21 protein-coding genes and 2 pseudogenes are annotated in these 25,815 nt (G+C 42.3%); 5 read left to right on the top strand and 18 right to left on the bottom strand.

The features are described from left to right. Nucleotides 1–25: 25 nt before the first annotated feature. The 8 genes from ubiB to Xvie_RS26490 form a co-directional block, all read right to left on the bottom strand. On the bottom strand, nucleotides 26–1,666 hold the full coding sequence (gene ubiB, locus Xvie_RS26525; protein WP_086108880.1) for a ubiquinone biosynthesis regulatory protein kinase UbiB: 1,641 nt from the start codon (nucleotides 1,664–1,666) through the stop codon (nucleotides 26–28). Next, nucleotides 1,653–2,351: a ubiquinone biosynthesis protein UbiJ gene (gene ubiJ, locus Xvie_RS26520; RefSeq protein ID WP_086108879.1), complete on the bottom strand. Its 699-nt coding sequence runs from the start codon at nucleotides 2,349–2,351 to the stop codon at nucleotides 1,653–1,655. The genes ubiB and ubiJ overlap by 14 nt, the downstream gene beginning before the upstream one ends. A 1-nt stretch (nucleotide 2,352) precedes the next feature. Then, the gene (gene ubiE, locus Xvie_RS26515; RefSeq protein ID WP_086108878.1) at nucleotides 2,353–3,108 is read right to left on the bottom strand and encodes a bifunctional demethylmenaquinone methyltransferase/2-methoxy-6-polyprenyl-1,4-benzoquinol methylase UbiE; all 756 of its coding nucleotides are present in this window, start codon (nucleotides 3,106–3,108) and stop codon (nucleotides 2,353–2,355) included. 74 nt (nucleotides 3,109–3,182) lie between these two features. Then, nucleotides 3,183–4,538 (bottom strand): DNA recombination protein RmuC, encoded by a 1,356-nt coding sequence (gene rmuC, locus Xvie_RS26510; protein ID WP_086108877.1) that lies wholly within the window; start codon nucleotides 4,536–4,538, stop codon nucleotides 3,183–3,185. Nucleotides 4,539–4,712: 174 nt separating this feature from the next. Then, nucleotides 4,713–5,243, bottom strand: coding sequence for a DedA family protein (locus tag Xvie_RS26505; RefSeq protein WP_086108876.1), 531 nt, complete (start codon nucleotides 5,241–5,243; stop codon nucleotides 4,713–4,715). Nucleotides 5,244–5,319: 76 nt separating this feature from the next. After that, complete coding sequence (locus Xvie_RS26500; RefSeq protein ID WP_086108875.1) at nucleotides 5,320–6,102, bottom strand: tyrosine-protein phosphatase; 783 nt, start codon at nucleotides 6,100–6,102, stop codon at nucleotides 5,320–5,322. Between the two features lie 273 nt (nucleotides 6,103–6,375). Next, nucleotides 6,376–7,131, bottom strand: coding sequence for a uridine phosphorylase (udp, locus tag Xvie_RS26495; protein WP_086108874.1), 756 nt, complete (start codon nucleotides 7,129–7,131; stop codon nucleotides 6,376–6,378). Nucleotides 7,132–7,392: 261 nt separating this feature from the next. Next, nucleotides 7,393–8,778, bottom strand: coding sequence for a GntP family permease (locus tag Xvie_RS26490; protein ID WP_086108873.1), 1,386 nt, complete (start codon nucleotides 8,776–8,778; stop codon nucleotides 7,393–7,395). Nucleotides 8,779–9,214: 436 nt separating this feature from the next. On the opposite strand from Xvie_RS26490, the gene Xvie_RS26485 reads away from it, so the two are divergent. Further along, nucleotides 9,215–9,400, top strand: a complete 186-nt coding sequence (locus Xvie_RS26485) for a hypothetical protein (protein ID WP_086108872.1) — start codon at nucleotides 9,215–9,217, stop codon at nucleotides 9,398–9,400. Continuing rightward, a pseudogene (locus Xvie_RS26480) lies at nucleotides 9,397–9,672 on the top strand (autotransporter domain-containing protein); the annotation flags it as partial. The gene Xvie_RS26485 and the pseudogene Xvie_RS26480, both read left to right, overlap by 4 nt. On the opposite strand, the gene Xvie_RS26475 reads toward Xvie_RS26480, so the two are convergent. The 6 genes and pseudogenes from Xvie_RS26475 to ltnD form a co-directional block, all read right to left on the bottom strand. Beyond that, nucleotides 9,652–9,798, bottom strand: coding sequence for a hypothetical protein (locus Xvie_RS26475; protein ID WP_244175558.1), 147 nt, complete (start codon nucleotides 9,796–9,798; stop codon nucleotides 9,652–9,654). The pseudogene Xvie_RS26480 and the gene Xvie_RS26475 sit on opposite strands and share 21 nt — an antisense overlap. A gap of 62 nt (nucleotides 9,799–9,860) precedes the next feature. Further along, entirely contained in the window at nucleotides 9,861–11,237 is a 1,377-nt protein-coding gene (locus tag Xvie_RS26470; protein WP_086108871.1) for a GntP family permease, read from the bottom strand. A 254-nt stretch (nucleotides 11,238–11,491) separates the two neighbouring features. Further along, nucleotides 11,492–12,257 (bottom strand): annotated as a pseudogene (locus tag Xvie_RS26465) (DeoR/GlpR family DNA-binding transcription regulator). Between the two features lie 27 nt (nucleotides 12,258–12,284). Continuing rightward, nucleotides 12,285–13,064, bottom strand: coding sequence for a 2-oxo-tetronate isomerase (gene otnI / locus Xvie_RS26460; protein ID WP_086108870.1), 780 nt, complete (start codon nucleotides 13,062–13,064; stop codon nucleotides 12,285–12,287). Between the two features lie 268 nt (nucleotides 13,065–13,332). Continuing rightward, complete coding sequence (gene otnK, locus Xvie_RS26455) at nucleotides 13,333–14,607, bottom strand: 3-oxo-tetronate kinase (RefSeq protein WP_086108869.1); 1,275 nt, start codon at nucleotides 14,605–14,607, stop codon at nucleotides 13,333–13,335. Beyond that, entirely contained in the window at nucleotides 14,604–15,512 is a 909-nt protein-coding gene (gene ltnD, locus Xvie_RS26450) for an L-threonate dehydrogenase (RefSeq protein WP_086108868.1), read from the bottom strand. Before ltnD ends, otnK begins: the two co-directional genes overlap by 4 nt. A gap of 388 nt (nucleotides 15,513–15,900) precedes the next feature. On the opposite strand from ltnD, the gene Xvie_RS26445 reads away from it, so the two are divergent. After that, complete coding sequence (locus Xvie_RS26445) at nucleotides 15,901–16,293, top strand: YidB family protein (RefSeq protein ID WP_086108867.1); 393 nt, start codon at nucleotides 15,901–15,903, stop codon at nucleotides 16,291–16,293. Between the two features lie 86 nt (nucleotides 16,294–16,379). On the opposite strand, the gene metE is transcribed toward Xvie_RS26445, so the two are convergent. Then, nucleotides 16,380–18,659, bottom strand: coding sequence for a 5-methyltetrahydropteroyltriglutamate--homocysteine S-methyltransferase (metE, locus tag Xvie_RS26440; RefSeq protein ID WP_086108866.1), 2,280 nt, complete (start codon nucleotides 18,657–18,659; stop codon nucleotides 16,380–16,382). Between the two features lie 108 nt (nucleotides 18,660–18,767). Between metE and metR the strand changes: the two genes are divergently transcribed. Next, nucleotides 18,768–19,724, top strand: coding sequence for an HTH-type transcriptional regulator MetR (gene metR, locus Xvie_RS26435; protein WP_139838836.1), 957 nt, complete (start codon nucleotides 18,768–18,770; stop codon nucleotides 19,722–19,724). Here metR and Xvie_RS26430 read toward each other — a convergent pair. The 3 genes from Xvie_RS26430 to Xvie_RS26420 form a co-directional block, all read right to left on the bottom strand. After that, complete coding sequence (locus tag Xvie_RS26430; protein ID WP_086108865.1) at nucleotides 19,609–20,508, bottom strand: carboxylate/amino acid/amine transporter; 900 nt, start codon at nucleotides 20,506–20,508, stop codon at nucleotides 19,609–19,611. The genes metR and Xvie_RS26430 overlap by 116 nt on opposite strands. A gap of 22 nt (nucleotides 20,509–20,530) precedes the next feature. Continuing rightward, the gene (locus Xvie_RS26425) at nucleotides 20,531–22,180 is read right to left on the bottom strand and encodes a Na+/H+ antiporter (protein WP_086108864.1); all 1,650 of its coding nucleotides are present in this window, start codon (nucleotides 22,178–22,180) and stop codon (nucleotides 20,531–20,533) included. Nucleotides 22,181–22,465: 285 nt separating this feature from the next. Continuing rightward, the gene (locus Xvie_RS26420; protein ID WP_086108863.1) at nucleotides 22,466–23,812 is read right to left on the bottom strand and encodes an NCS2 family permease; all 1,347 of its coding nucleotides are present in this window, start codon (nucleotides 23,810–23,812) and stop codon (nucleotides 22,466–22,468) included. Nucleotides 23,813–24,493: 681 nt separating this feature from the next. On the opposite strand from Xvie_RS26420, the gene Xvie_RS26415 reads away from it, so the two are divergent. After that, nucleotides 24,494–25,756 carry a DUF1479 domain-containing protein gene (locus Xvie_RS26415; protein WP_086108861.1) on the top strand — a complete coding sequence of 421 codons (1,263 nt, stop codon included), beginning with the start codon at nucleotides 24,494–24,496 and terminating at the stop codon, nucleotides 25,754–25,756. The last annotated feature ends 59 nt before the right edge of the window (nucleotides 25,757–25,815 follow it).

Here is a 25,815-nt window from a genome sequence, read left to right as displayed (position 1 = left end):
TAGTTACAGTTATGTTTAATGTTCATCACCATTGACGCTTATTTAAATGACGCCAGCCCAATCCCCATGATGCTATTCCAGCCCCTATCATTCCCCATGCCAGATGCTTCTGACCTATGATGAAAAATAAACTTCCACAGATAAAGAGAGTTGCACCAATTCCCAATAAATAAAGAGATTTGCGTTGCCTAAGCTGTTGGTCCCTGAATTGTTGTGATATCTGATCAATGCTGGTCTGCAAACGGCGGTGCTGTTGGAGCGTGCCATATATTAACTCCGGAAGCTCTGGGAGCTTTTCCGCCCAAGAAGGCGCTTTTTCTTTAAAAGCACGCACAATAGCAGGTAGCCCAATTTGATCATGCAGCCAATCTTCCAGAAAAGGTTTTGCGGTTTTCCACAGATCAAGCTGAGGATAAAGCTGACGTCCCAAGCCTTCTACATACAATAGCGTTTTTTGCAACAAGACTAACTGGGGCTGAACTGTCATATTAAAACGACGGGCGGTATTGAACAGATTCAGCAGAACATGCCCAAATGAGATTTCAGCCAGTGGTTTTTCAAAAATCGGCTCACAAACAGTACGAATAGCAAATTCGAAATCTTCCACATTGGTGTCTGCCGGAACCCAGCCGGAATCAACATGCAGTTCAGCTACACGACGATAATCACGGTTAAAGAAAGCAATAAAATTTTCGGCCAGATAGCGTTTATCCTCTTTATTCAAAGAACCAACAATGCCGTAATCAATGCCAATATAAGTAGGTTCTTCCGGCTTTTCATAACTGACAAAAATATTACCGGGATGCATATCTGCATGGAAAAAACTATCACGAAATACTTGGGTAAAGAATACCTGAACCCCACGCTCAGCCAATAATTTCATATTGGTGTTCTGCCCCTCTAGAGCGGCAACATCTGACACCGGAATGCCATAAATGCGCTCCATAACCAAGACATTCTCCCGACAATAATCAGGATATACTTCTGGAACGTAGAGCATCGGGCTATCTTCGAAATTACGGCGAAGTTGAATGGCATTTGCAGCTTCACGTAATAAATTCAGCTCATCAAGCAGGGTTTTCTCATATTCGCGCACAACTTCACGCGGACGAAGACGCCGGGCATCTGGTAAAAGAGGAGCCAGATTCGCCAAACGATACATCAACCGTACATCAGCTTTAATGACGGGTAGAATATCTGGACGGATGACCTTTAGAACAACTTCTTTACCATTCTCCTTCAACCGGGCAGTATGTACCTGAGCAATAGAAGCAGAAGCCAGTGGCTGTGAATCAAACCCCTCAAACCACGTTTCCAAAGAACCTTCTAATGCAGTTTCAATCGATTTTCGCGCCACTGTACCATCAAAGGAAACAACCCGATCTTGCAACATCGAAAGTTGGTCTGCGATTGCAATTGGAAACAAATCACGACGCGTGGAGAGCATCTGACCAAATTTGATCCACACAGGACCAAGTTCTTGTAATGCCAAACGCAGACGTTCACCGAGAGGCTTATCCTTATGCCTGTTAGGTATCCAAAACAGTAAATAACGCCCAAAACGCAACGGCCATGTCAAACGAATATTGGGGATAAGTTCATCCAATCCGTAGGAAAGAAAGACTCGTATGATAAAGTAAAGCCGCTTAATTTCACTGGGTGTCATGTTTTTCCTCCAGTGCCGCCAACCGTTTTTCAAGCTGAGCTATCTCATTGGTAACGGCATTAACTTCTTCACTGAAATAGGCCACCTCCAAAGCATTGGGAGCCATTTGCCACTCTTCTGTTAATGATTCAATGAAGCACGTTTTCTTTCTTGCAATAGTATTGCTGGCAAATTCAAAACTTTTCTTTATTACCCGACTGATACCTTCGGCGACAATATCACCGACATAGGGGGAAAGATAATGTGCAGGATCCCATTCTGCCATATCCAGCAAAGCTGACCATTGCTGAATAACCTGCATATCCCCTTCAATGACAATTTCGCCACTGTTAATCAGAGCTGAAAGACACTGACGATCCCGTAGCTTAAGTAACGCAGGGAGCGTCGCTTTCATTGAGCAATCTGCTGGTTCTGACCATTGGCTTAATACGTCGACCTGCCTTTCACTGAATACCAATACAAACGGTGTTTCGATTTCTTTCAGTTCAATAGACAGTATTTTACCTGCCAGCCTCAAACGAGCAGGTTTTAATACCGTTTCACGGTATAACAGATGATTCAGAGTCGTTTCCAGAAAGGCCGTTAATATTGTGAACAACACCTTATCATTTAATACCGCAGAACTTACATTATGGTTTAATTCGTTATGGTTTAATGCGTTACAGCTTAATGAAGGTGTTTCCATTTCAGAATTTGAACCCTTTGTGCAGTGCAACGATTCCGCCAGTCATATTGCTGTAAGAGACTTGATCAAAACCCGCCTCTTCCATCATACCTTTTAAAGTTTCCTGGTCAGGGTGCATACGAATGGACTCTGTCAGATAACGGTAACTGTCGGCATCCTTCACAACCATCTGACCGATTCGAGGTAAAATATGGAATGAGTAAGCATCATAAACCTTGCTCAACGGAGCCAATACTGGTTTGGAGAACTCCAGCACCAACAGGCGACCACCTGGCTTAAGCACCCGACACATGGAACGCAGGGCTTTTTCTTTATCTGTGACATTGCGCAAGCCGAAAGAAATGGTAATACAGTCAAAATGGTTATCCGGGAAAGGCAATTCTTCAGCGTTAGCTTGAACATAATTGACGTTGCCTACGATACCAATATCTCGTAATTTTTCACGTCCGACTTTCAACATCGAATCGTTAATATCTGCCAGAACGACTTGACCTTTTTCCCCCACAATTCGGGAGAATTTCGCGGTTAGATCACCGGTTCCACCAGCGAGATCAAGCACTTTATGACCACGGCGAACACCACTTGCCTCAATGGTGAAACGTTTCCAGATACGATGAATGCCAAATGACATCAAATCATTCATTAAGTCATATTTCGAGGCAACAGAGTGGAACACCTCTGCCACCATCTCTTTTTTCTCTTCTTTGGCTACGGTGCGGAAACCAAAATCAGTGGTTTCTTTTGATTGATCTGCCATGTTATTTGTCCGCTTTTTATTCAAAAAATTTATAGCAAGTGTACCAGCCTTTCCAACAAAACCCTATCCGGACTTCACTCATTCACCTGCAACGTTTGGAAAGATTTATCGATCAGCTGTGAGTCAATAGGCCGCTTCACATCCACGCCTAAATCGCGAAATCCTTCGGCCTGACTAATCAAGTTTCCTCTCCCCTCAACGAGTTTTTTCATTGCAAAATGGTAGCTCGACTGTGCTTTGTTAAGGCTTTGCCCCAATCCTTGCATATCATCCACAAACAGCCGCATTTTGTCATACATTCTGGCTGCTTTATCAGCAATCAGACGTGCATTTTGGCTTTGATATTCATAACGCCACAAGTTACTAATCGTACGAACAGCAACCAATAAAGTTGATGGACTGACCAGCATAATATTATGTTTCAATGCTTCATCCAGTAACTCTGGTGCCTGATTGAGTGCAACCAAATAAGCAGGTTCCACTGGAATAAACATCAAAACATAATCCAGCGATCGCAACCCGGGCAATTGTTGATAATCTTTTCGGCTCAGGCCACGAATGTGCCCTTTAATGGAATTAATATGTTCCTGTAATGCTTGTATCTGCTGCTCTTCGCAATCACTGTTGAAATAACGTTCATAAGCGACCAACGACATTTTGGCATCAATAACAACATCTTTTCCCTGTGGCAGATGCACAATGACATCAGGTTGAAAACGTTCACTATTCTCGGTTTTAATATTAACCTGTGTATTGAACTCATGCCCCTCACGCAAGCCAGAAGCCTCCAAAACTCGGGCCAATACCATCTCTCCCCAATTTCCTTGCATTTTGTTGTCCCCTTTCAGGGCCTTTGTGAGATTGATGGCCTCGTTTGCCATTTGTGCATTGAGTTGCTGAAGATTACGAATTTCATGGGTTAGAGTGTGGCGCTCACGAGCTTCCTGCCCAAAGCTGTCTTGTACCTGACGACGGAATCCCTCAAGTTGTTCACGAAATGGTATCAGAAGATTATTGAGATTTTGGCGATTATATTCGTTGGTGCGGTGTTGGTTTTGTTCAAAAATACGATTGGCAAGATTTTCAAATTGGGTACTCAATCGCTGTTCGCTATTGATTAATAAATGCTGTTTCTCCTCCGCCGCCAACCTGCTGTCTTCAAGCCGAGTACTTAATTCTCGCAATTCAGCTTCCTGTACACTATTAATTTCACGTTGAGCCAACAACTCTTGGTTCAATTGATCGCATTCAGTGCGCCAATAATGGGATTGCTCCAGCTTTTCATGGTTAACAGCCAACTGGCTATATAATTCACGTAGTTCCTGTTCTTTTTGCTGGATTCTCTCATGAATAGAAAGCCAGACGAAGATCCCTCCGCCTAGCAATCCACTTAAGCCACCAATCAGCATATATAACCACTGGATATCCACCTATACTCCCTCACTAACACCATTGTTGCTAAATTCCGATCAACTTTTTTGGCTTACCAGCCTCAATGTAAGTTAAATAGACGCTGTATAGATGTCCAGAGTATTCAAGGGCTTTCTTTCAGTTTGCAAAGCGGCTCGCAATTACCCCATTCATTTATTTCATTTCCTTTTCACTTATCCCATCCACTCGGCCAACCAACGCAGGCCAAACGCTCCCGGAGCTAAAATACCGAATGCCCAAATTAATGCAGAAGTAAAATTAGCTAGCTGAAAATGGCGTTTTTGCATGGCACAAATCCCAGCTACCAATGGTACAACTGCCCTCAATGGACCAAAAAAACGCCCAATGAAAACCCCCCATACTCCCCATCGTTCAAAAAAACGATGGCCACGAACTAAAGTTTGAGGGTGGCGAGAAAGTGGCCACATCTTGCCGACATTCTCTTTGTAACGGAAACCAAACCAGTAAGAAAGCCAGTCACCAAAAAAAGCTCCGGCAGCTGCGGCTATCCATATTGGCCAAAAGGTTAAACCACTTTCACCGATCAATGCTCCCAATCCCAATAAGATGATCGTTGCAGGCAACAATAGGGAGATAAACGCCAACGACTCACCAAATGCAAGTATAAAAATGATTGGAATTGCCCAAGCTTCATGGACTTTTACAAAATTTGTGACTAGTCCGATAATTTCATGCAAGCTCACATTAGTCTTTCCCGTGTTATCAGTAGTACATCATAGGTTAGCACTGTACAATCAACCCAATTCTAATCTGCTATTTTTACTCAAGAAAATAGGCTTGCAGCTTTTCACGCGCAGCAATATTAAGCCCGATATCTTTTTCCAGCCAAATATCTACGCTGCCATAATGTTGATTAATACTCTTAAGGGCAGTCAGTAAAAACTCTTCCCGTACTGAATAAACATAAGAAAATTTTTCAACTACACTTTCACTCATGATTTTTGCATGTTCACTCAATAAATAGTCTCGATATGGAGCCAGCGTAACATTGGTCAGTAAATAATCTTCCATTACCGTATCCAGATCAGCACCCAATGCGAGTAAAACCAGTGCAGAGCCGACCCCCGTCCTGTCTTTACCAACCGCGCAGTGTTGTACGATTCCACCTTTTTCTGGTTGCAACAATAACGTCGCTAATGTTTTATAAGCTGGATTGTTAATGGGTAACAATTCGTATAGACGTGACATAAATACTTTTGCATCAAATTGCTCCAATATCTCCTTATCCAACTTATCCAGATTAGCATTCACTTCTTTGGAAAGGGGATTAGCGGGAGCATGGTGATAATATGCTCCATGCCATATTTGATCTGGTTTATCCATGATTTCACAGCTATCACGATAATCGATAATCTGGAAAAGCTTTTGCTCTGTTAAAAAAGTCTGATCGTTTTCTGTCAGTCTATCCAGTGAGCCGGAACGAAATAGTAATCCTGACTTGATCTTGGCACCATTATTTAGTGTCTTATTACCTAAATCACGAAAGTTAATACCGCCATTCAGAGGAAGTAGTGAAGGATGAGATAGAAATGTTGTAGTCATAGTCACTCTTATTGAAATTAAAAGATACCTTTTATCTTCCAAGCTACTGTCTTACTAATCGTAACTTGAAATCTATTAGGCACAACACTTATGGAAACTGATAATTATTTGATACTACTGGATTCGACTAATAGCGATTAGTACAGATAATTAGGCACAGATACAGCTGGTTATCAATGCAAAATGTTATGACATTATCAGATTTTGAAATGAAGGGAAGTGCAGATCACATAAACGATAGGGCCAGAATATTCTGGCCCTTGATGAAAAGCCTTACAACAGGTAACGAGCAGCCTCAACAACAATTCCCAATGCATTGCTTTCGGTTTTTTTCAGTAGCTCAACATCCGGTATTTCCTGTTGGGTACGGTTAACGATAACCCCAGCTACCATGCCAGCACGCAGTCCCTGGCTTGCACACATAGTCAGCAATGTTGCTGATTCCATCTCAAAGTTCATTACGCCCATTTCTTGCCATTCTTGCATGGAACCCTGGAAACGACGCACAACACGGCCGGAATAAGTGTCGTAACGCTCTTGCCCTGGGTAGAAGGTATCAGAAGATGCTGTAACACCAACATGTGTAGCAGAACCTGATGCTTTTGCTGCTGCGTATAGTGCATTTGTACACTCAAAATCAGCAACTGCCGGGAATTCCATTGGAGCAAAGTGCAAGCTGGCACCATCCAAGCGAACCGCTGCAGTCGTTACCAATACATCCCCCACATTAATATGTGGCTGAATCGCACCCGTTGTTCCGATACGTAGGAAAGTACGCACACCTAATTGTGCCAACTCTTCTACAGCAATCGACGTTGAAGGGCCACCAATACCTGTAGAGCAAACAATAACGGCCTTTCCGTCAATTTCTGCACGCCATGTTGTAAATTCACGGTGGGAAGCCAGATGTACTGGGTTATCCATTAGTCGCGCAATTTTCTCAACACGGTTGGGATCGCCTGGCACAATTGCCAGAGCCGCGCCTTGCAGGTCGCTTTTGGTGATACCTAAGTGAAATACATCAGACATATCAGACTCCTCAACAGACATGATTCAAAATATGGATACCTAAATTTATTCGATACTCTGACATTTTTTAGTGACTTAAATCATCTTTAATTAAAAATTAAAAGAAACGCATACATATATTTGTGATTAACATCACACTTAAAGAATAGATTAATGTAGCAAGCATGATGCTGAAATGGGAACAATATTTGAAGAACAGTCACAAAATCTGAAAATGGGAAAGCGCTCTCTACAGAGCGCCATCATTATTTACATAGCAAATTACATGACAAGATTGAGAAGCAATACACCACACAATCCAATTCCCCATGCAATTGTGGTAGGAATAGACCAGACGATAACCTGCTTCCTTGCATTTTTAATACCCATCATCCGGTTAACTACCCAGAAAAAACAATCATTGAAGTAACTAAAAAACAGTGTCCCCATCATGGCAGCCTGAGCGGCAACCAGCATATTAACATCCGGTATCTGTTTGATAACAGGTGCAGAGATAGAAGCGGCAGTTATCATTGCTACCGTGCCAGAACCTTGAATTATGCGTATTAGCGTTGCAATGATAAATGGGATCAAGACGGGTGTTATTGGAAGGCTGGCAATATATTGCGCCAGTATTGTTCCCGTTGAACTTTCGTTCAACACGGCTCCCAATGCGCCTCCAGCTCCTGACACCAACAAAATAATGCCTACAGCTTTTAACCCTGCTTCCAAATGTTCAATCACTTCATGTTTACTGACGTTTGGCATTAGCGTATAAACCGCCAGTAATACACTGATTGCCAGCGCAATAATTGGTGATCCCAGGAAATTAAAAATCTGAAAATAGAAATAATTTCCTTTTCCTGTAAACTCATCAGTTTTCAGTAACATCCCATTAATTACACCGATCAAAATAAGGACAATCGGAACAATAATGGGTAAAAAGGAAAGAAACAGGCTCGGTAGCGATTTTTGCTCTTTTTCTTCTATATAACGCTGATGAACTTGTTGCAAGTTTTCTACATTTTCTTCTGTATTATCAAATTGGTATTCAGGATATTTAGTCTCCAGCCACTTTGCATAGCAGGTAATACCAATGACACATGGTACGGCCAATATCATACCAGCCAACATCATTGAACCGATACTCACACCGAATATCCCTGCTACACCAAGTGGCCCGGGAGTCGGGGGGACAATATGGTGAGTCACCACCAATCCTCCCGCCAATGATACCCCTAGCGTCAATACATTTCGTTTGCCTTTCTTTGCCAATGCTTTCACCAGTGGGTATAGGATCACAAAAGCTGAATTCACAAATATAGGGATACTGACAATATAACCGGTAATCGCCAGAGCCCACTCTTCACGCCTTTTACCCAAGCATTTAATCAAACTATAGGCGATTCGTTCAGTTGCCCCTGAAACCTCCAATATCCGCCCCATCATGCATCCCAACCCAATCACGATACCAATGTTGCCTAATGTTGATCCAAATCCTTTGGAGATCACTTCAACAACATTACTCATCGTTAAACCACCAGATATACCAGCGATTATCGCAGCAATCAGCATAGCAATCAGTACGTGAACACGAGTGCGTAAAACCAGAAAAATCAGCGTAAATACCGCCACTCCCAACCCGATAATTGGAACGTAAAACTCCATCATAAAACCCCATTTCAATCTAGTTCGGGCATATCTGCAAAATACAGTTCCCAATATTCGGATGTTAGCAATTCAGTGCTGAAAGTCACAATTTTGATCATCTCCCGTGTCGGAACTGCTATTGATGAACTCATTTAATTATTTATATTGTATATTATTTAATCTATTCACTGTTTATATTAGGGATGATATTCAATACACGAAGCAAATATCACTGTTCTAAGACTAATCACAAGGATACCTAATATGAAAAAGCTCTCACTGGCCATATCACAATAGGGAAACTAGGGGGACTAAACCGTGATCATTCGACTTATTATCCCCTCACAAATAAGGCAGATCTGGTAAGTACTTCAACTCATGCATTGGGTATTTCAAGTATGGTATCTGATCGCAATGGTAATGCCACCAACCTTACCGTAACTACACAAGCTTAATGGAAGCAGAACTGGCTGCGATGCAAGATATGGGTTATCAAATAGATTGGCGTAATTTCTTCGGATTCTCAGTATATGGCAATGGACAGACTTTGATTAACCGACATGGCTATTTCCTACGCAATTCGCAAGGTAATGCATACGTGCCCGGCAAATACAATATGAAAGCGGTACTGGTAAAATGACCGCTTTCAATCTAGGAGTACAAGCGCGCTATGCCGTTAATCCACTGGCTGGCGCTTATATGTTCGGTAATGGTCGGTTTGGTATTGAAGACGGGCGGATGGATCGCAACGTGCATGTGAATGACTACATTGCAAGTAACTATGCCAGCTGGAAAGGATTGAGTGGTTCATTCATGGCAGGCGGCGGCTACCGCTGGGCGTTGAGCGAAAACCTGAGTGCAGGCCCAACGGCTTCATTGAATTACACCACATTATCTCGCCGTGGTATGACGGAAACAGGCAGTAGTGGCAGCCACCTGAAGTTGGACTCGAATACTTTCAACTCGCAACTCGCTGCGTTCCAGCATTGGGGTGAACAGCAATTGGAGTTTACCGCTCTCTTCTGGTGCAGTAGTCACAACCGATCTGCAACTAGCTTGGAATCATGCAGAGCACAATTTCATTATTTACATCACAAGATCTACATAACGAGGTCGAGAAGCAAGACGCCACACAACCCGATTCCCCATGCGATTGTTGTAGGAATTGACCAGACGATCATTTGTTGCTTCGCATCTTTAATGCCCATCATTCTATTAACCATCCAGAACAAACTGTCGTTGAAACAACCAAAGAATAATGATCCCATCATCGCAGCCTGAGCAGCCGCCAACATATTAATATCCGGTATCGGACTTATGATAGGGGCTGAAATAGAGGCTGCGGTGATCATTGCCACAGTACCAGAGCCTTGAATCAGACGTACTAACGTTGCGATGATAAATGGGATCAAGACAGGTGTTATTGGCAGACTGGCAATATATTGCGCCAATATCGGCCCCGTTTCACTTTCGTTTAATACAGCTCCCAATGCGCCACCAGCCCCGGTCATCAACAGAATAATCCCCACCATTTGTAACCCAGCTTCCAAATGTTCAATCACTTCGTGTTTACTGGCGTTTGGCATTAGAGTATAAACCGCCAATAATACACTGATTGCCAGCGCGATAATTGGTGAACCAAGAAAATCAAATATTTGAAAATAGAAATGGCTTTCCTTTCCAATTAATGAATCAGTTCTCAGCAATAATCCATTAATTACATTAATAAAAATTAGAGCTATCGGAATGATAATAGGCAGAAGAGAAAGAAATAAGCTTGGTAGCGGTTTATTTGCTTTTTCTTCCATATAATGCTGATGAACCTGTTGCAAATTTTCTTCTGTATCCGCAGACAGATATTCAGGATATTTAGTCTCTAACCACTTTGCATAAAAGATAATGCCAATAACACATGGCACGGCCAGTATCATACCTGTCAGCATCATTGTGCCGATGCCCACACCAAATATACCAGCGACACCGAGTGGCCCCGGTGTAGGTGGGACAATATGGTGAGTCACCACTAGTCCTCCTGCCAGTGCCACCCCTAACGTCAGTATATTACGTTTACCTTTCTTCGCTAACGCTTTCACCAGCGGGTAGAGGATCACGAAAGCTGAATTAACAAATATAGGGATACTAATAATATAACCGGTAATTGCCAGAGCCCATTCCTCACGTTTTTTACCCAACCATTTAATCAAGCTATAAGCAATTTGTTCAGTTGCGCCAGATACCTCCAATATTCGCCCCATCATGATCCCTAGCCCAATCACAATGCCAATATTACCTAATGTCGAACCAAATCCTTTAGTGATCACTTCAACGATATTGCCTATAGTTAAACCACCAGTGATCCCAGCGATTACCGCAGTAATCAACATAGCAATTATTACGTGAATACGAGTGCGCAAGACCAAAAAAATCAGCGTAAATACGGCCACTCCTAGTCCAATGATTGGAATGTAATATCCCATTATAAAACTCCATTTCAATGTGTATCATTGGCGATAAACGATCGGATTACGCCGCTGAATAAACGGTTATTGACAATGATAAACTAGTTACTGAATATCAATCAAAATTCAAGCTACAATTATTTTTAAGAAAAAAAGCTAACTACTGGCCAGAAAACTTGTGCCATCAATAATGATTGATACTTTTCATCTAAAATTCCTTTTCATAATCTCTTGAAGATTATTTTATAAGTAAGGACTTCTTTTTATGATTCTTATATATCGACAATATGTAGTTTCATTCCTATTTCACGTAATTGTTGTTGCTCTGATATTGGCAATTGCCCATCACATACGATGTCATTCAAATGAGAGAGAGCAAACACGAAACATGCCATATTTGCCATACTTACTGCTATCAGAAATCAATATCTTCCTGCGAGCAATTTCCAACAACATCTGTTTCACAAAAACTTTTTCTTCATGAGGAGTAGAAACACCATGCTCAAGATCCCATGAACTGGTGCTAATGAATGCAATATCCACATTCAAGGTACGTAACACCATCGCAGCGGTATTCCCTACACAGGAATAATTACGTTTGTCCACTTGTCCCCCAGTGTGAAACAAATTCAGTTGCGGCTTATTCATTAAATACTGAGTTATCGAAAAGTCATTCGTAACAATCGTCAAATTAAAACGTTCAGCCAATACCTGAGCAATTTCAAACGTTGTAGTACCCGCATCCAAATAAACTACCTGTCCATCTTTCACTAATGAAGCAGCATATTTTCCTAGCGCACGTTTATGACGGTGATTAATAAGTGCTTTTTCACTCCATGGTAATTCTTGCCGTAAGGCATCATTTAGCTGAGTGCCTCCGGTGATACTAATAACCTTTCCCTCTTCCTCCAAAATGCGAATATCCCGTCTCACTGTCATATGCGAAACATTCAACAATTCAACCAATGTACTAATAGAAACCGTCCGATGTTCATGTAGATGACGATAAATAAAATCTCTCCGCTCTGAGGGAATCATTAGCTCTCCTGCTACATTACCGCACAATCATGATTGGGCTTTTAGCAGCCATCCAAGCCCTTCCTCCGTATGGCCTACCGGATGATATTCACATCCAAGCCACCCTTGATACCCCATCTCATCCAATTTTCTAAACAACCAGAAATAATTAACCTCACCGCTATCAGGTTCATGACGTTCCGGCACTGAGGCAATTTGAATATGACTAAATTTTCCCCATAACCGTTCTATTGTCCGTAGCAGATTACCCCCCATAATCTGGCAATGATAAAGATCCAACTGTATAAAAACATTTTTACGATCAATAACTTTTAATAATTCTTCGGCCTGATTCTGTGTTGTCAAAAAATAGTCAGGTATATCCTGAGTATTAATTGGTTCAATTAATACACTGATATCATGCTCAACCATCACATCCGCAGCATATTGAATATTTGTGATATAACATTCACGTTGCTGCTTCTTCGTAAACTGTCCATCTAATTTTCCAGCCATTGCATGAACCTGTTTACAATCCAATGTCAGGGCATATTCCAGTGCCTTATACACTCCCTCAGCAAAAACTTTCTCACACCCTGGTAAACATGCCATTCCCCTATCGCCTGACCTCCAATCTCCTGCAGGCATATTGAACAGCACTTGCGTCAATTGATATTTTCTCAACAATGCAGCGAGTTCCTTGACTGATTCATCATAAGGAAACAAGTATTCAACACCTTTAAAACCAGCCTGTGCAGCTCGCGCAAAACGTTCAGTAAAAGGAGCATCGTTAAACATCATACTCAGATTTGCTGCAAATTTAGCCATATCTAACTCTTGTTATTATCTGAGATAACTCGTTTTCAATTCTTCTGCGTTAAATTTTGATTAATCCTGTCATATTCTTAGAGATAAGCTTTCCATTACAGTCTTCCCCATCCGTATAATGTAATTCTGAGTATTTTCTTGCTCCCAATTTACCTAAACAATATGGCTGTAAATCACTAATGCTGGAATTTGTTAGCATAGCCATGAATCATCTTACAAGCTGACACGAATATTTCCCATGTCACTAGGGTCATCATATGTAATACACTCATTCATGAAACATCTCCAATGCACTCCTAAAGAAATCCACTTCTCCAAAATTACCTGATTTCAGTGCTAACCAACAATCAGTATATAGGTCATATACCCAAGGAACTCCCGGAGCAATAGGAGCACCAATACTAAGTTGATGAATTCCTAAACTCTGCACGACTTGAGCTGAAGTTTCACCACCAGCGACGACAAAAGTATTGAATCCATACTGCCTCAGTTTTCTAACAACCTCAGCAAAAACTTGTTCAACAGCGTGACTGGATTTTATAGTTCCGTACTGCTGTTGAATCAGACTTAATATTTCAGGGGGTTGCGTGGCATATAACATCGGAGCCAAGCCATCTATCGATTGCTGAACGATCCACTCTGACAACAAGCTGGCATATTCTAAGTTATTGATACACTCCTTCACATTCAAAGCCATGGCTGGGGCAATTTTTTTATATTCAATGACTTGTTGATTTGTTATCGCAGAACAACTACCCGAAAGAATAGCTACTTTCCTGCCTTTAGCTGGTGGGATATCTCGAATTGCGGAAGTTGCCAGAGTCTGTCTTGTATGATAATCAGCCAGCGCTGCGCCTAGACCTGAACCTCCCGTCACTAGAATCATGTCCGATACAGATTGAGCAATAGACAATAAATCTTCCATCATCATGGCATCAATAATCGCATAACGAATACCGTGCTGACGCAATGACTCCAAATGATGACGAATAGCCTGTTTCCCCTGACGGACACAATCAAGATTAACTAATCCCGCCCGCCCTTTTGATTGCTGTTCTATCAACCGCAACAAATTGGCATCTTTCATCGGAGTGACTGGATGATACTGCATGCCACTTTCATCCAATAATTGCCCATTAACAAATAAATGACCATGCACTACAGTCCTCCCGTTTACTGGAAGTGCTGGGCAAATAAGGCTGATATCAGCTTGAAATTTATCCATCAAAGCATCTATGACCGGACCAATATTTCCTTTCAATGTGGAATCAAAGGTAGAACAATATTTGAAAAACAATTGCTGGCAACCTGCCTTGTGTCGTAGCCATAGACAAGATTTCAGTGATTGTTCAATTGCTTCATCAGCAGAGCAAGCTCGGATTTTCAAACTAATTACAATGGCGTCTACATCATGTGGAATGAATGTCTTTTCATTTGGTACAACTAATAGTAGGGCAACCTGCCAACCATTTTGCACCATAGAACTGGCAATATCTGTTGCTCCAGTAAAATCATCAGCAATCACTCCCAATTTGATCGTCATGACTTTTCCTTTGGCAAAGTTATTCCTTTGTATGTTTTAATCACAGCGCTATCATCCCACTGCCCCAACCCTTCGTTGCTAGCCGTTAAAAACATCTGATGTGCTGTTGCTGCCATTGGCAACGGAAATCTCATCTCTCTGCCCGCTTCCAATACAATTCCCAAATCCTTAACAAAAATATCTACGGAAGATTTCGGTGTATAGTCTCCGGCCAGAATGTGAGGAACTCGATTTTCAAACATCCATGAGTTTCCCGCAGCATGAGTTACAATGTCATACATTAAATCCAACGGGATACCAGCCTTAGCAGCAAGCGCCATACTTTCTGCTGCAACGGCAATATGTACGCCAGCCAATAACTGATGGATCATTTTAACAATTGAACCCTGACCTATTTCATTACCGATATAGTAGAGACGCTCTGCAATAACCTCGAAAATAGGTATGAGCCGTTCAAACAATTCAGAAGGACCAGAAGCCATAATGGTCAATTGTCCCTGCATAGCTTTTAATGCCCCACCAGAAATCGGCGCATCAAGCATTTTAATATTATATTTGTATAAACGATTGGCAAAACTTTGTGCTTGTTCAGAGGAAATAGTACTGTGTAAAACAATAGCTGTTCCTGCCTTAAGTTGCTTAACTAATGGATTTTCTCCACCAAATAGAATATGTTCAATTTGAGCACTGTTAACCACAACCAATAAAATTACATCTAGTTCTTTTCCCCATTGAACAGCACTATCAGCTACATCTATTGCTCCCATTTGTTTTAGCTGTTCACAAGCTTTAGCATCTATATCAAAGCCATAGGTTGGAATACCTTCTCTTATTAAGGACTGTGCGATTCCCATTCCCATCGCACCCAGTCCTATAACCCCTATTTTTTGTATTGAATTATTCATGAGGTTCCCTGGTGTTGTACGACAATTTGTTACCTTTTAATCTTCACACATAGCATTTCACAAAAAAACGATGAATATCACATTTGAAATTTATATCTCATCTAGAAAAAACAGCATAACAATTTGAATTAAATACATTTATAAACAAAAACCAGAAAAATAGTTTTCACATATCAGTGTTAATAACATAAGAAAAACTACTCAATATAAAAATCTCTCCATTATCTAAAATCAGGTGAATCTAAAATTTTGAGCTACTTTAATAATTAAATCTGCCATACATCTTTATCTTATAATATTTCTACTATTTTATTCTTGTAAACTCACATAATTAAGTGTTTTATCTTGTAAAGCAGATAAAACCATCAGTAGATGGGAGAGAGCTACAATGGGCTTTTTTGATCAAATTGCCAATATTCTGAGTGGCGGAAAGAATCAGCAGCTCCAACATATAATGGATTGGGTTGAAGATCAGGGAGGAATTAATGGGCTAATTGATAAATTTTCGCAACAAGGGTTAAAGGGGACATTCCATTCTTGGATTGGCTCTGGCGAGAATTTACCTATTCATGCAGATCAACTGTCTTCTATTTTTGGTTCTTCTGCAATCCAGCAATTAGCGGAAAAAATTGGGATAGCTCCCAATGAAGTCTCTTCTTTGCTCTCTGAATATTTACCTAGCCTTATCGATAAGGCCACACCAAACGGTGAAATTCCAGAAAATTTGGATTTAAAATCCGCGGGTATGAAGATGTTGAAAAATAAGCTGCTAAAAAAATGAATTATTTTTTACTCATCTTTCACCCGCCACATTACATTCACTGTGGCGGGTATCCACAATCTGTTTAAGTTTAAACTGATTCTAAGTTAACTGTTTACTGAAGAACGCAGGCGTTTTGCTGCTTCTACCATGTTTGCCAGCGCTTGTCTGGTTTCTGTCCAACCACGGGTTTTCAAGCCGCAGTCCGGGTTCACCCACAAACGCTCAACCGGAATACGGTCAGCCGCTTTGCGTAGCAAGGCCTCAATCCATTCAACACTGGGGACGTTTGGTGAGTGAATATCATACACACCAGGCCCTATCTCATTCGGATATGAGAAATCTTCAAATGAATCCAACAGCTCCATATCCGAGCGAGAGGTTTCAATGGTAATCACATCAGCATCCAGTGCTGCAATGGACGGCATGATGTCATTGAACTCGCAATAACACATATGGGTATGGATTTGGGTGTCATCTTTCGCAATTGCGGCACTTAGTTTGAAAGCATCTACTGCCCACTCCAGATATTCTTTCCACTCTTCCCTGCGCAGTGGTAAACCTTCACGCAATGCGGGTTCATCAATCTGAATGATGCCAATACCTGCTTTCTGCAAATCATCAACTTCATCACGCAAAGCCAGCGCGATCTGTTTAGCTATGGTCTCACGGCTGACATCTTCCCTTGGGAATGACCAACAGAGAATGGTCACCGGCCCGGTCAACATGCCTTTGACTGGTTTATCAGTCAAAGATTGTGCATATGTCGCCCAATCTACCGTTATCGCTTCTGGACGGCTAATATCACCAATGATCACCGGTGGTTTCACACAACGGGAGCCGTAACTTTGTACCCAACCATTTTGGGTGAAGATATAACCATCAAAGTGCTCACCGAAATATTCCACCATGTCATTACGTTCAGCTTCACCATGTACCAGTACATCCAGCCCCAGAAGTTCCTGCTCTTGAATCGCCTGCTTGATATGTTCACTGATATTGGTTCGATAATGTGTACTGTCCACCCGACCTTTTTTAAAATCGAGGCGCAAACCGCGAATCTCCGTTGTTTGCGGGAATGAGCCTATGGTTGTTGTTGGCCACAACGGTAAGTTATAACGTTGACGTTGAAGTCTGGCGCGTTCAGTGTATACCTGAGTTCGTTCACTGTCCTCTGGCTTAATCGCCGCGATACGCTCAGCAACTGATGAATTATTCACCCTTGTAGAACTGCGGCGAGCGCGGATTGGAGCACTGTAGGCATCAAGCTCAGCCTGTTTATGGCCTTCTGGTGCATTTAATGCCTGTGACAGCAAGGAAAGTTCTGCGCATTTCTGCAAGGCGAAAGCAAACCAGCTTTTTACTTCTTCATCCAACCCTGTTTCATCATTCAGATCAATTGGGCTATGCAGCAATGAACAGGAAGTGCCGATCCACACATTTCTCTTATTTACCAGTGGTGCAACAAGTTGATATTTCTCACTCAAATCAGCTCGCCAGACATTGCGGCCATTAATCACTCCCAAGGAAAGCAACCAATCTTCAGGCAAAGTTTTATGCAGATTCTCCAGAGAATCCTGACCTGCAACTAAATCGATGTGCAATCCTTGTACTGGCAGTGACTTTATCGTCTCCAGATTGTGACCGATGCTATCGAAATAGGTCGTCAGCAATAATTTCACTTGTCCTTTAAGTGATTGGTAAGCTGTGGAGAATGCCGCCAGCCAATCTTCTGGTAGTTCCAGTACCAAAGCAGGTTCATCAATCTGTACCCACTCAATGCCACGTTTTGCCAGCTCTGCCAACACTTGCTGGTATACCGGAAGAATATCCTTTAACAGAGACAGACGATCAAAAACTTTGCCTTTTACCTTACCAAGCCATAAATAAGTCACTGGTCCCAAAAGAACAGGTTTTACTTTATGCCCCAATGCCAAAGCTTCATCAACTTCGTCCAACAACTGAGTCCAACCCAGCTTAAATTCCTGCCCTTCCTGAAATTCAGGCACGATATAGTGATAATTTGTGTTAAACCATTTAGTCATTTCCGAAGCAGCCGCAGGTGTACCTGTTGGTGCCCTGCCACGGGCAATACGGAACAGAGTATCCAGATCAATATTGCCATCTTCACTTTGATGACGCGGTGGAACATTGCCTAATAACAGGCTGGTGGTCAATACTTGGTCATACCAGGCAAAATCGCCAACGGGAACTAAATCAACGCCCGCTTCTTTTTGTTGTTGCCAATGATGTGCACGTAATTCACGACCTGTCTCCAGCAATTCCTGTTGGGAAATTTTGTCCGCCCAATAGTTTTCTTGCGCCTTTTTTAGTTCTCTTTTCAATCCGATACGTGGAAAACCTAATGTATGATTCAAAACCGTCATGTCGTCACCCGTAAAATTTTAGCCGTCTAGATGTTTACACTTCTATAATCAACAGGTAGTGTATAAACCACAAGCGCAAATTATTCATTATCATCTTGAAGGTTTTTCATGATCGAAATAAAACACTTAAAAACACTACAAGCACTAAACCATTGTGGCTCACTAGCGGCAGCAGCAAATCATCTGCATCAGACGCAATCTGCTCTTTCACATCAATTCAGTGAGTTGGAACATCGGCTGGGATTTAAATTATTCATTCGGAAAAGCCAACCCTTGAAGCTAACACCTCAAGGAGCGGTGTTATTAAGGTTGGCAGATCAAGTCTTGCCCTTGATTACAGCTTCTTTACGTGAATGCAATGAACCAAAAGAGACCAATTTACGTATTGCCATTGAGTGCCATAGCTGTATTCAATGGCTGACACCTGCACTTAAGCGTTTCCGTGAAAGCTGGCCACAGGTTAATGTGGATTTCAAATCTGGTGTGACATTTGATCCTCAACCTGCGCTACAAAAACGCGAGTTAGATATTGTTCTGACATCTGACATTATTGCAGACAGTCATCTGCATTACACGCCGCTGTTTGATTATGAAGTTAAGCTGGTAATTGCCCCTGATCATCCACTGGCAAATAAGCGCGATATTCGTCCACAAGATCTTGCTGCTGAAACTTTACTGATTTATCCCGTACAGCGACAACGTTTTGACATATGGCGACGCTTTCTCCAGCCAGCAGAAGTTACCCCAACATTAAAAACTGTCGATAATACGCTATTATTGATTCAGATGGTTGCGGCACAATTGGGTATCGCAGCATTGCCACACTGGGCAGTGGAGACATTCGAAAGACAAGGGCTGGTGGTAACCCAAACGTTGGGAGAAGGATTATGGAGCAGATTGTACGCTGCCAACCGAGAAGGAGAGCAGCGTCAACCCGCTATTGATACATTTATTCGTTCTGCTCGCCAGCACGCGGTGGATAAATTACCGTTTGTGAAGCGGGTTTCAGTATCCAGCGGTGATGCACCCAAAGTGATGCAACAATCAGGCTGCCCCCAATGGTAAAACTCAGCCAATTAGGGTGCTGCTGCCAAATTGCAAAATTGACCAACAATCCCGCCGGAACCAGCATATTATTCATGATAGCCAGTGTTCCGGCATCCACTTGAGTTGCCCCATAGTTCCACATAAAGTAGCCAATACCCGACGCCCCGACGCCCAGCCAAATCAAGACCCCCCACTGTAGCTCAGTGGTTGGCAATTTTTGCGGATCACCAAACATCAGCCAGCCGATAATGGCGACAACACAAGCTCCCAGATAGAACCATGAAAATGCCACTTTCTGTGGAATCGGATGAATTTCCATCAGGCGCTTATAACCAACCTGACCAACCGCAAAGAAAATATTTGCCAATTGCACTAATATCAAGCCAATCCAGAAAGATTCACTCAATTGGTCATAACGAATAACCGCTGCGCCAGCCACTGCCAATAAAGAGCTCAAGGCATAGCCCCAGCGTAGTCGCTGACGTCCCATCAAATCGTAAATCAGTGTGACATAGAGCGGCGTCATGATAGTAAACAGTAAAAATTCTGCCACTGTCAGATAGTGATAGGCATGAAATACAAATAAATACATCACACCAAGCTGGCAGGCACCGACAGCCATATACAGTGAAATGATTTTCAGCGATAGCCCCCGCCAGCGCAAAAATGGTAAAAATACCATTGCTGCCAGCACTACCCTGACAAGAACAGAAAACCAGCTATCAACCTGACCAGCAAGATAAACGCCAATCAGGCTAAATGAGGCAGCCCACAAAAATGTTGTGATCGTTAACAGCCACATAATTTATTGATCTTTTACCTTTTTATTGTTCTTTACCCACTAAAAGTGCTTCCAGCAAATCAAGCTCATGCAGCAACGTTTGTAGTGTTTCATTACTAACCTTACGGGTTGCACGCAGGTGATACAGCTCTCCTCGTTCAGCCCTTAATGCCGTCAAACGGAAACGACGTTCCAGCTCTTCAACCATCAGGTTATGCTCAATTTCATCTGTTCCCGCAGTGCGACGCCGCAAATAGCCTGTGACTCGAGAAGCAATTTCACTAATGACTTCTGCATCCAGCTGTTCTTCAGTGCTGGCCGACAAACGCTCTTCCATCTTATTCATACTGACAATAGCAACTTCAGCCATTGCAGATTTTGCCATTCTGATTTCATTGAGATCTGCCTGCTTATCACCTACCGTCATGCCACGTAGCAACAACGGTAAAGAGACGACGCCCACAAAAAGAGAGAGCAGGATCACGCCCGCAGAAATGAAAACCAACATATAACGTGCCGGGAACGGATCACCATCTGGCAAGAATAATGGCACAGACAGCGCACCCGCCAGCGTAATTGCCCCACGAACACCAGCAAATGAAGCCAACAATAATTCACGGGTAGTATAGGAAGTAAACTCAAGCGGTTTATTCTTCATCAGCACCTTGCTGGTATTTTTCATCAGCCATAACCAGCTGAATCGCAGTAATACCAGCGCACCATAAATGATCCCAACAGCAGCGAATAACATCCAAGTATCAACCGATGGGTCACGCTCAGCCTCATTCACTGATGTTTCCCAAATACCCGGTAATTGCAGCCCCAGCATGATGAATACAAGGCCATTGAAGACAAAGGCCAACATTCCCCATACGTTATCAGCACGCAGACGCATATCCAATGGAGCGTTGCGGATCACTCCCGCCTTACTGATAGTCATACCAGCCGCAACCGCAGCCAGAATTCCTGATACACCGATATGTTCAGCAATCATATAGGAGGCAAACGGCAACAACATCATAAACATGATTTGAGTTGCGGGATCATCCCCACTCCAGCGACTCATCAGTCGCAGTGACTTACTGTACAACAATGTGACGGCGATACCCGACGCCAAACCACCAATCGCAACCTTGAAAAATTCCAACGTTGCGCCAGTGACCGTGAAAGCCATCGTTCCCATGGCAATCGCCACGGCGAATTTCAGAGCCACCAGACCAGTAGCATCATTCATTAATGCTTCCCCTTCCAGTACGCTCATCATATTTTTAGGAATGCGCCCTTTTCCAACAATTGAGGACAATGCCACCGCATCCGTTGGTGACAATACAGCCGCCAGTGCAAAAGCAGCAATAAGAGGAATACTTGGCAATAACCAATGGATCAAATAGCCAATACCAACAACCGTCACCAATACCAACACTAAAACTAAGATGACGATTTCACGCCCATGCAGAAAAAATTCTCTGGTTGGTGTTTTCCAACCATCAACAAATAACAAAGGAGGGATAAGTAAAACGAGGAATAGTTCAGGATCGAAAGTAACGTGTAAACCAAAATGAGGCCAGGCCAACAGAGCCCCCATTGCTATTTGCACTATCGGCAAGGGGACACGGAATGGAATCATTTTAGTAAGAACACCAGAAACTGACACCACCAAAATCAAGATCAAGATAGTAAAGAATATTTCCATGTTACCCTTACAAATTGCCAAAAATCCGTCGATGAAGAGATTGTGACTGCTTTTTATCATTAATAACAGCGCTAATAACCGTAAATATTATAGTTATTAAAGAAAATCAAAAAACAATCACATTACGAATCAATGAGCCAAGACTCATTTGTTTATTTTATACTTATCGGCGGGGGTGTGCTGAAAAATTAGCGTATTTGGGAATGTGTTTAACAATATGACGAACAATGTGACTGACAATATAAGAAATGCGCAAACACTAATCGCTTGCGCATACTGTTTTAATTAAATGGCCCAATTTCCGGCATAAAATACAATTAATACAATGGCAAGAATAACCGTACCAATATTCAGCTTACGCCATTCACCAGAAAAAACACGTCCAACAACCAGTGTACTGAATCCCAGCATAATACCTGTCACAATGTTACAAGTCAGTACGATAAATACCGCACACAGCAAACCTGACATTGCATCAACAAAATCATCAAAATTCAGCTTCCGCACATTACTCAGCATCAATAAACCAACGTACATCAAAGCAGGAGCCGTAGCATAGGCAGGAACTAAATACGACAGCGGAGACAAGAATAAAATCAACAGGAACAAAATACCAACAACGGAAGCAGTTAATCCCGTCTTACCACCAGCTGCGGTTCCGGCGGCAGACTCAATATAAACCGCAGCAGGGGAAGAGCCGATGGCTCCCGCAAAAATACTGCTGACAGAATCTGCTGTCAGTGCCTTGCCACCATTAATAATTTGGCCTCTCTTATCCAATAAATTCGCCTGCCCAGCTACAGCCCGAATTGTTCCCGTCGCGTCAAATACTGCCGTCATTACCAATGCCAGAACACTGGGTAATACCATTGGCTGCAAAGCACCCATAATATCCATGCTGAACATCAGGGACAGACCATCTTTTCCTAACGTAGGGAATTTGAAAAATCCTTGGTATTTAACAGCTGGATCGAAAATCAATCCGATAATAGAAATCGCAATAATCACCAGCAAAATACCGCCCGGTACTTTCTTCCGTTCCAACCCGATAATTCCCGCCAGCCCCAATAGAGTCATCACCACGGGGAATGCTGTCAATGAACCAAAGGAAACAGGTAAGCCTGCGTGTGGGTTTTTAATTACCAAACCAACGCCGTTGGCTGCAATCAACAATAGAAATAACCCGATACCAATACCTGTTCCATGTGCAATGCCCATTGGCATATTGCGCAAAATCCACGCCCGCACACCCGTCACTGAAATTATTGTAAACAAGCACCCCATCAGGAAAACTGCACCGAGTGCTACAGGAATACTTACCTGCTGTCCCAATACCAAGCTGAAAGAGGTAAAAGCCGTCAACGAGATCGCACAGCCAATCGCCATTGGCAAATTCACCCACAATCCCATTAATAACGAACCAATACCGGTCACCAAACAGACAGAAATAAACACAGCAATATGGGGAAATCCGGCTTGTCCAAGCATTCCCGGAACCACAATAACGGAATAGACCATCGCTAAAAATGTCGTTAATCCAGCGAGAACTTCCTTACGTACTGTCGACCCGCGTGCAGTAATCTTAAAATACCTATCGAGTTTGCATTGAGTTAGTGCCTGCATACCAGACATGTTGTTCCCCTGCTTCTGTTGAATATGTCGCATTAGAAATCTCTCGCCCATCTTTTCCCATCCAACGAAAACGATTACGTCATAAAATGACAAAAATCAGTACGGCACTTGTTGGCCAAGCCACTCGTTTGCGCAATCGTTTGGCTTTCAAAACAAAAAAATGGTGAAAAAATTTGAGGCGGACGATTATCCAGTGAATCAGGGATAAGAATCAAGCGATAATCACAAATTTTGCAGGGAGATTCTGGAGTATTCATGCGGAATTTTGTTCGCCTAATGTAAATTAGATATTTTCATTTCTAATGAAAATAAATAACAAACACACTATCTAATTTATCAAAAAAATATTTTTTATTTGTAATAAATTTTTAAAATAAATCATATCTGACATATTTTGATACATCCGATAGATTAATATTTTTAGTGTTTATAACCGAATTGTTAAATAAATTATATTACTCTTTTAGAATACTTAATAATAAAGGCTGAAGAGCGTTCTATATGGACGTACACAGCCATCACCTGATTGTTATCAGCAAAAATGAAAAGCTGTGAATTTGTCAGCAGATGAAATGAGTCTTATGACCTATAATAATCAAGAAATTGTTTAATTCCTGTACTCTGACAAAGAAAAAATCATAGGTATGATAAATCAAACATAATGAACACATGGGGTCGGCTATGGATACATCTTTCACCTCTACCCTCTTTCCTGATAATTACCGCCAGAATATCCGGCAAATGAAACAATCCATGCGTAAACAAATTGGCGATGTTGAAGATTTGTTCAAACAAGTTTGCAACAAAGTAGAACAAGAACTCGCAGCGGCTCAGGAAGATGAAAAGAATACAGGCAGCGCTTGGCCTGAAATTCACTTATATGATTTAGCAAAAAATCGAGTCACAGCAGCCACGATACAAAAGATTAAACGCCGGGGATGTTTAGTTGTCAGAGGAAATTTTCCCCGTGATACTGCACTTGCGTGGGATAGATCCATGCTTGATTACCTTGAAATAAACCACTTTGATAGCATTTATCAAGACTCTGGCGATAACTATTTTGGCAGCCTTGAAGCATCTCGTCCGGAAATTTATCCCATTTACTGGTCTCATGCACAGATGCAGGCCCGACAAAGTAAAGAAATTGCGCAGGTACAATCTTTTCTCAATCGTCTATGGAAATTCGAATCAGATAACAAATGTTGGTTTGATCCTGATACCAGCATTATTTATCCTGACCGCATTCGCCGCAGGCCGCCGGGTACGACATCCAAAGGGCTTGGTGCCCATACTGATTCCGGCGCGTTGGAACGTTGGTTACATCCAGCTTACCAAAAAGTGTTCAGACATATTTTCAATAGTCAATTTGCAGAATACGATCCTTGGGATGCCGCATATCGTCCAGAGATAAATGAATACGAGCTGGATAACGTAACCCGATGTTCCGTTTTTCGCACTTTTCAGGGCTGGACGGCGCTATCAGATATGGCGTTCAATCAGGGATTGTTACATGTCGTTCCCGTACCAGAAGCAATAGCCTATCTATTGTTACGGCCTTTACTACATGATGTACCAGAAGATGAACTGTGTGGTGTAGCTCCCGGTAAGGCGCTGCCAACTTTGGAAAAATGGCACCCTCACCTCATTAATGGGCTATGCAGTATTCCTTCTTTACAAGCGGGGGATTCTGTCTGGTGGCACTGTGATCTTATCCATTCTGTTGCTCCTGTGAAAAATCAGCAAGGCTGGGGAAATGTGATGTATATCCCTGCTGCACCTCTGTGTGACAGAAATCTTGCTTATGCGCATAAGGTGGCAAAATCGCTTGAAGATGGCACATCTCCGGCTGATTTTCCCCGTGAAGACTATGAAAAAAACTGGAAAAATCGTTTTACTGCTACCGACTTAACGTCTATCGGCCGACATGGTCTTGGCTTGAATTAAGCCGCTAACCTAGCACCGATGGCTCTTTCGGTGTTAGGTTCCCTGAAATATCGATACAT

The organism is Xenorhabdus vietnamensis (assembly GCF_002127535.1).
In the GTDB taxonomy this organism is placed as follows: domain Bacteria; phylum Pseudomonadota; class Gammaproteobacteria; order Enterobacterales; family Enterobacteriaceae; genus Xenorhabdus; species Xenorhabdus vietnamensis.
Note: the sequence above shows the minus strand (reverse complement) of the source record. Positions and strands in the feature narration are given on the sequence as shown.

Coding starts and splice junctions, on each gene's coding strand:
- ubiJ (WP_086108879.1), bottom strand. CDS start 2,351: ATGGAAACACCTTCATTAAGCTGTAACGCATTAAACCATAACGAATTA.
- metR (WP_139838836.1), top strand. CDS start 18,768: ATGATCGAAATAAAACACTTAAAAACACTACAAGCACTAAACCATTGT.
- ubiE (WP_086108878.1), bottom strand. CDS start 3,108: ATGGCAGATCAATCAAAAGAAACCACTGATTTTGGTTTCCGCACCGTA.
- Xvie_RS26485 (WP_086108872.1), top strand. CDS start 9,215: ATGGAAGCAGAACTGGCTGCGATGCAAGATATGGGTTATCAAATAGAT.
- Xvie_RS26430 (WP_086108865.1), bottom strand. CDS start 20,508: ATGTGGCTGTTAACGATCACAACATTTTTGTGGGCTGCCTCATTTAGC.
- Xvie_RS26490 (WP_086108873.1), bottom strand. CDS start 8,778: ATGGAGTTTTACGTTCCAATTATCGGGTTGGGAGTGGCGGTATTTACG.
- udp (WP_086108874.1), bottom strand. CDS start 7,131: ATGTCTGATGTATTTCACTTAGGTATCACCAAAAGCGACCTGCAAGGC.
- otnK (WP_086108869.1), bottom strand. CDS start 14,607: ATGACGATCAAATTGGGAGTGATTGCTGATGATTTTACTGGAGCAACA.
- Xvie_RS26420 (WP_086108863.1), bottom strand. CDS start 23,812: ATGTCTGGTATGCAGGCACTAACTCAATGCAAACTCGATAGGTATTTT.
- ubiB (WP_086108880.1), bottom strand. CDS start 1,666: ATGACACCCAGTGAAATTAAGCGGCTTTACTTTATCATACGAGTCTTT.
- ltnD (WP_086108868.1), bottom strand. CDS start 15,512: ATGAATAATTCAATACAAAAAATAGGGGTTATAGGACTGGGTGCGATG.
- Xvie_RS26500 (WP_086108875.1), bottom strand. CDS start 6,102: ATGACTACAACATTTCTATCTCATCCTTCACTACTTCCTCTGAATGGC.
- Xvie_RS26425 (WP_086108864.1), bottom strand. CDS start 22,180: ATGGAAATATTCTTTACTATCTTGATCTTGATTTTGGTGGTGTCAGTT.
- Xvie_RS26445 (WP_086108867.1), top strand. CDS start 15,901: ATGGGCTTTTTTGATCAAATTGCCAATATTCTGAGTGGCGGAAAGAAT.
- metE (WP_086108866.1), bottom strand. CDS start 18,659: ATGACGGTTTTGAATCATACATTAGGTTTTCCACGTATCGGATTGAAA.
- Xvie_RS26415 (WP_086108861.1), top strand. CDS start 24,494: ATGGATACATCTTTCACCTCTACCCTCTTTCCTGATAATTACCGCCAG.
- otnI (WP_086108870.1), bottom strand. CDS start 13,064: ATGGCTAAATTTGCAGCAAATCTGAGTATGATGTTTAACGATGCTCCT.
- Xvie_RS26470 (WP_086108871.1), bottom strand. CDS start 11,237: ATGGGATATTACATTCCAATCATTGGACTAGGAGTGGCCGTATTTACG.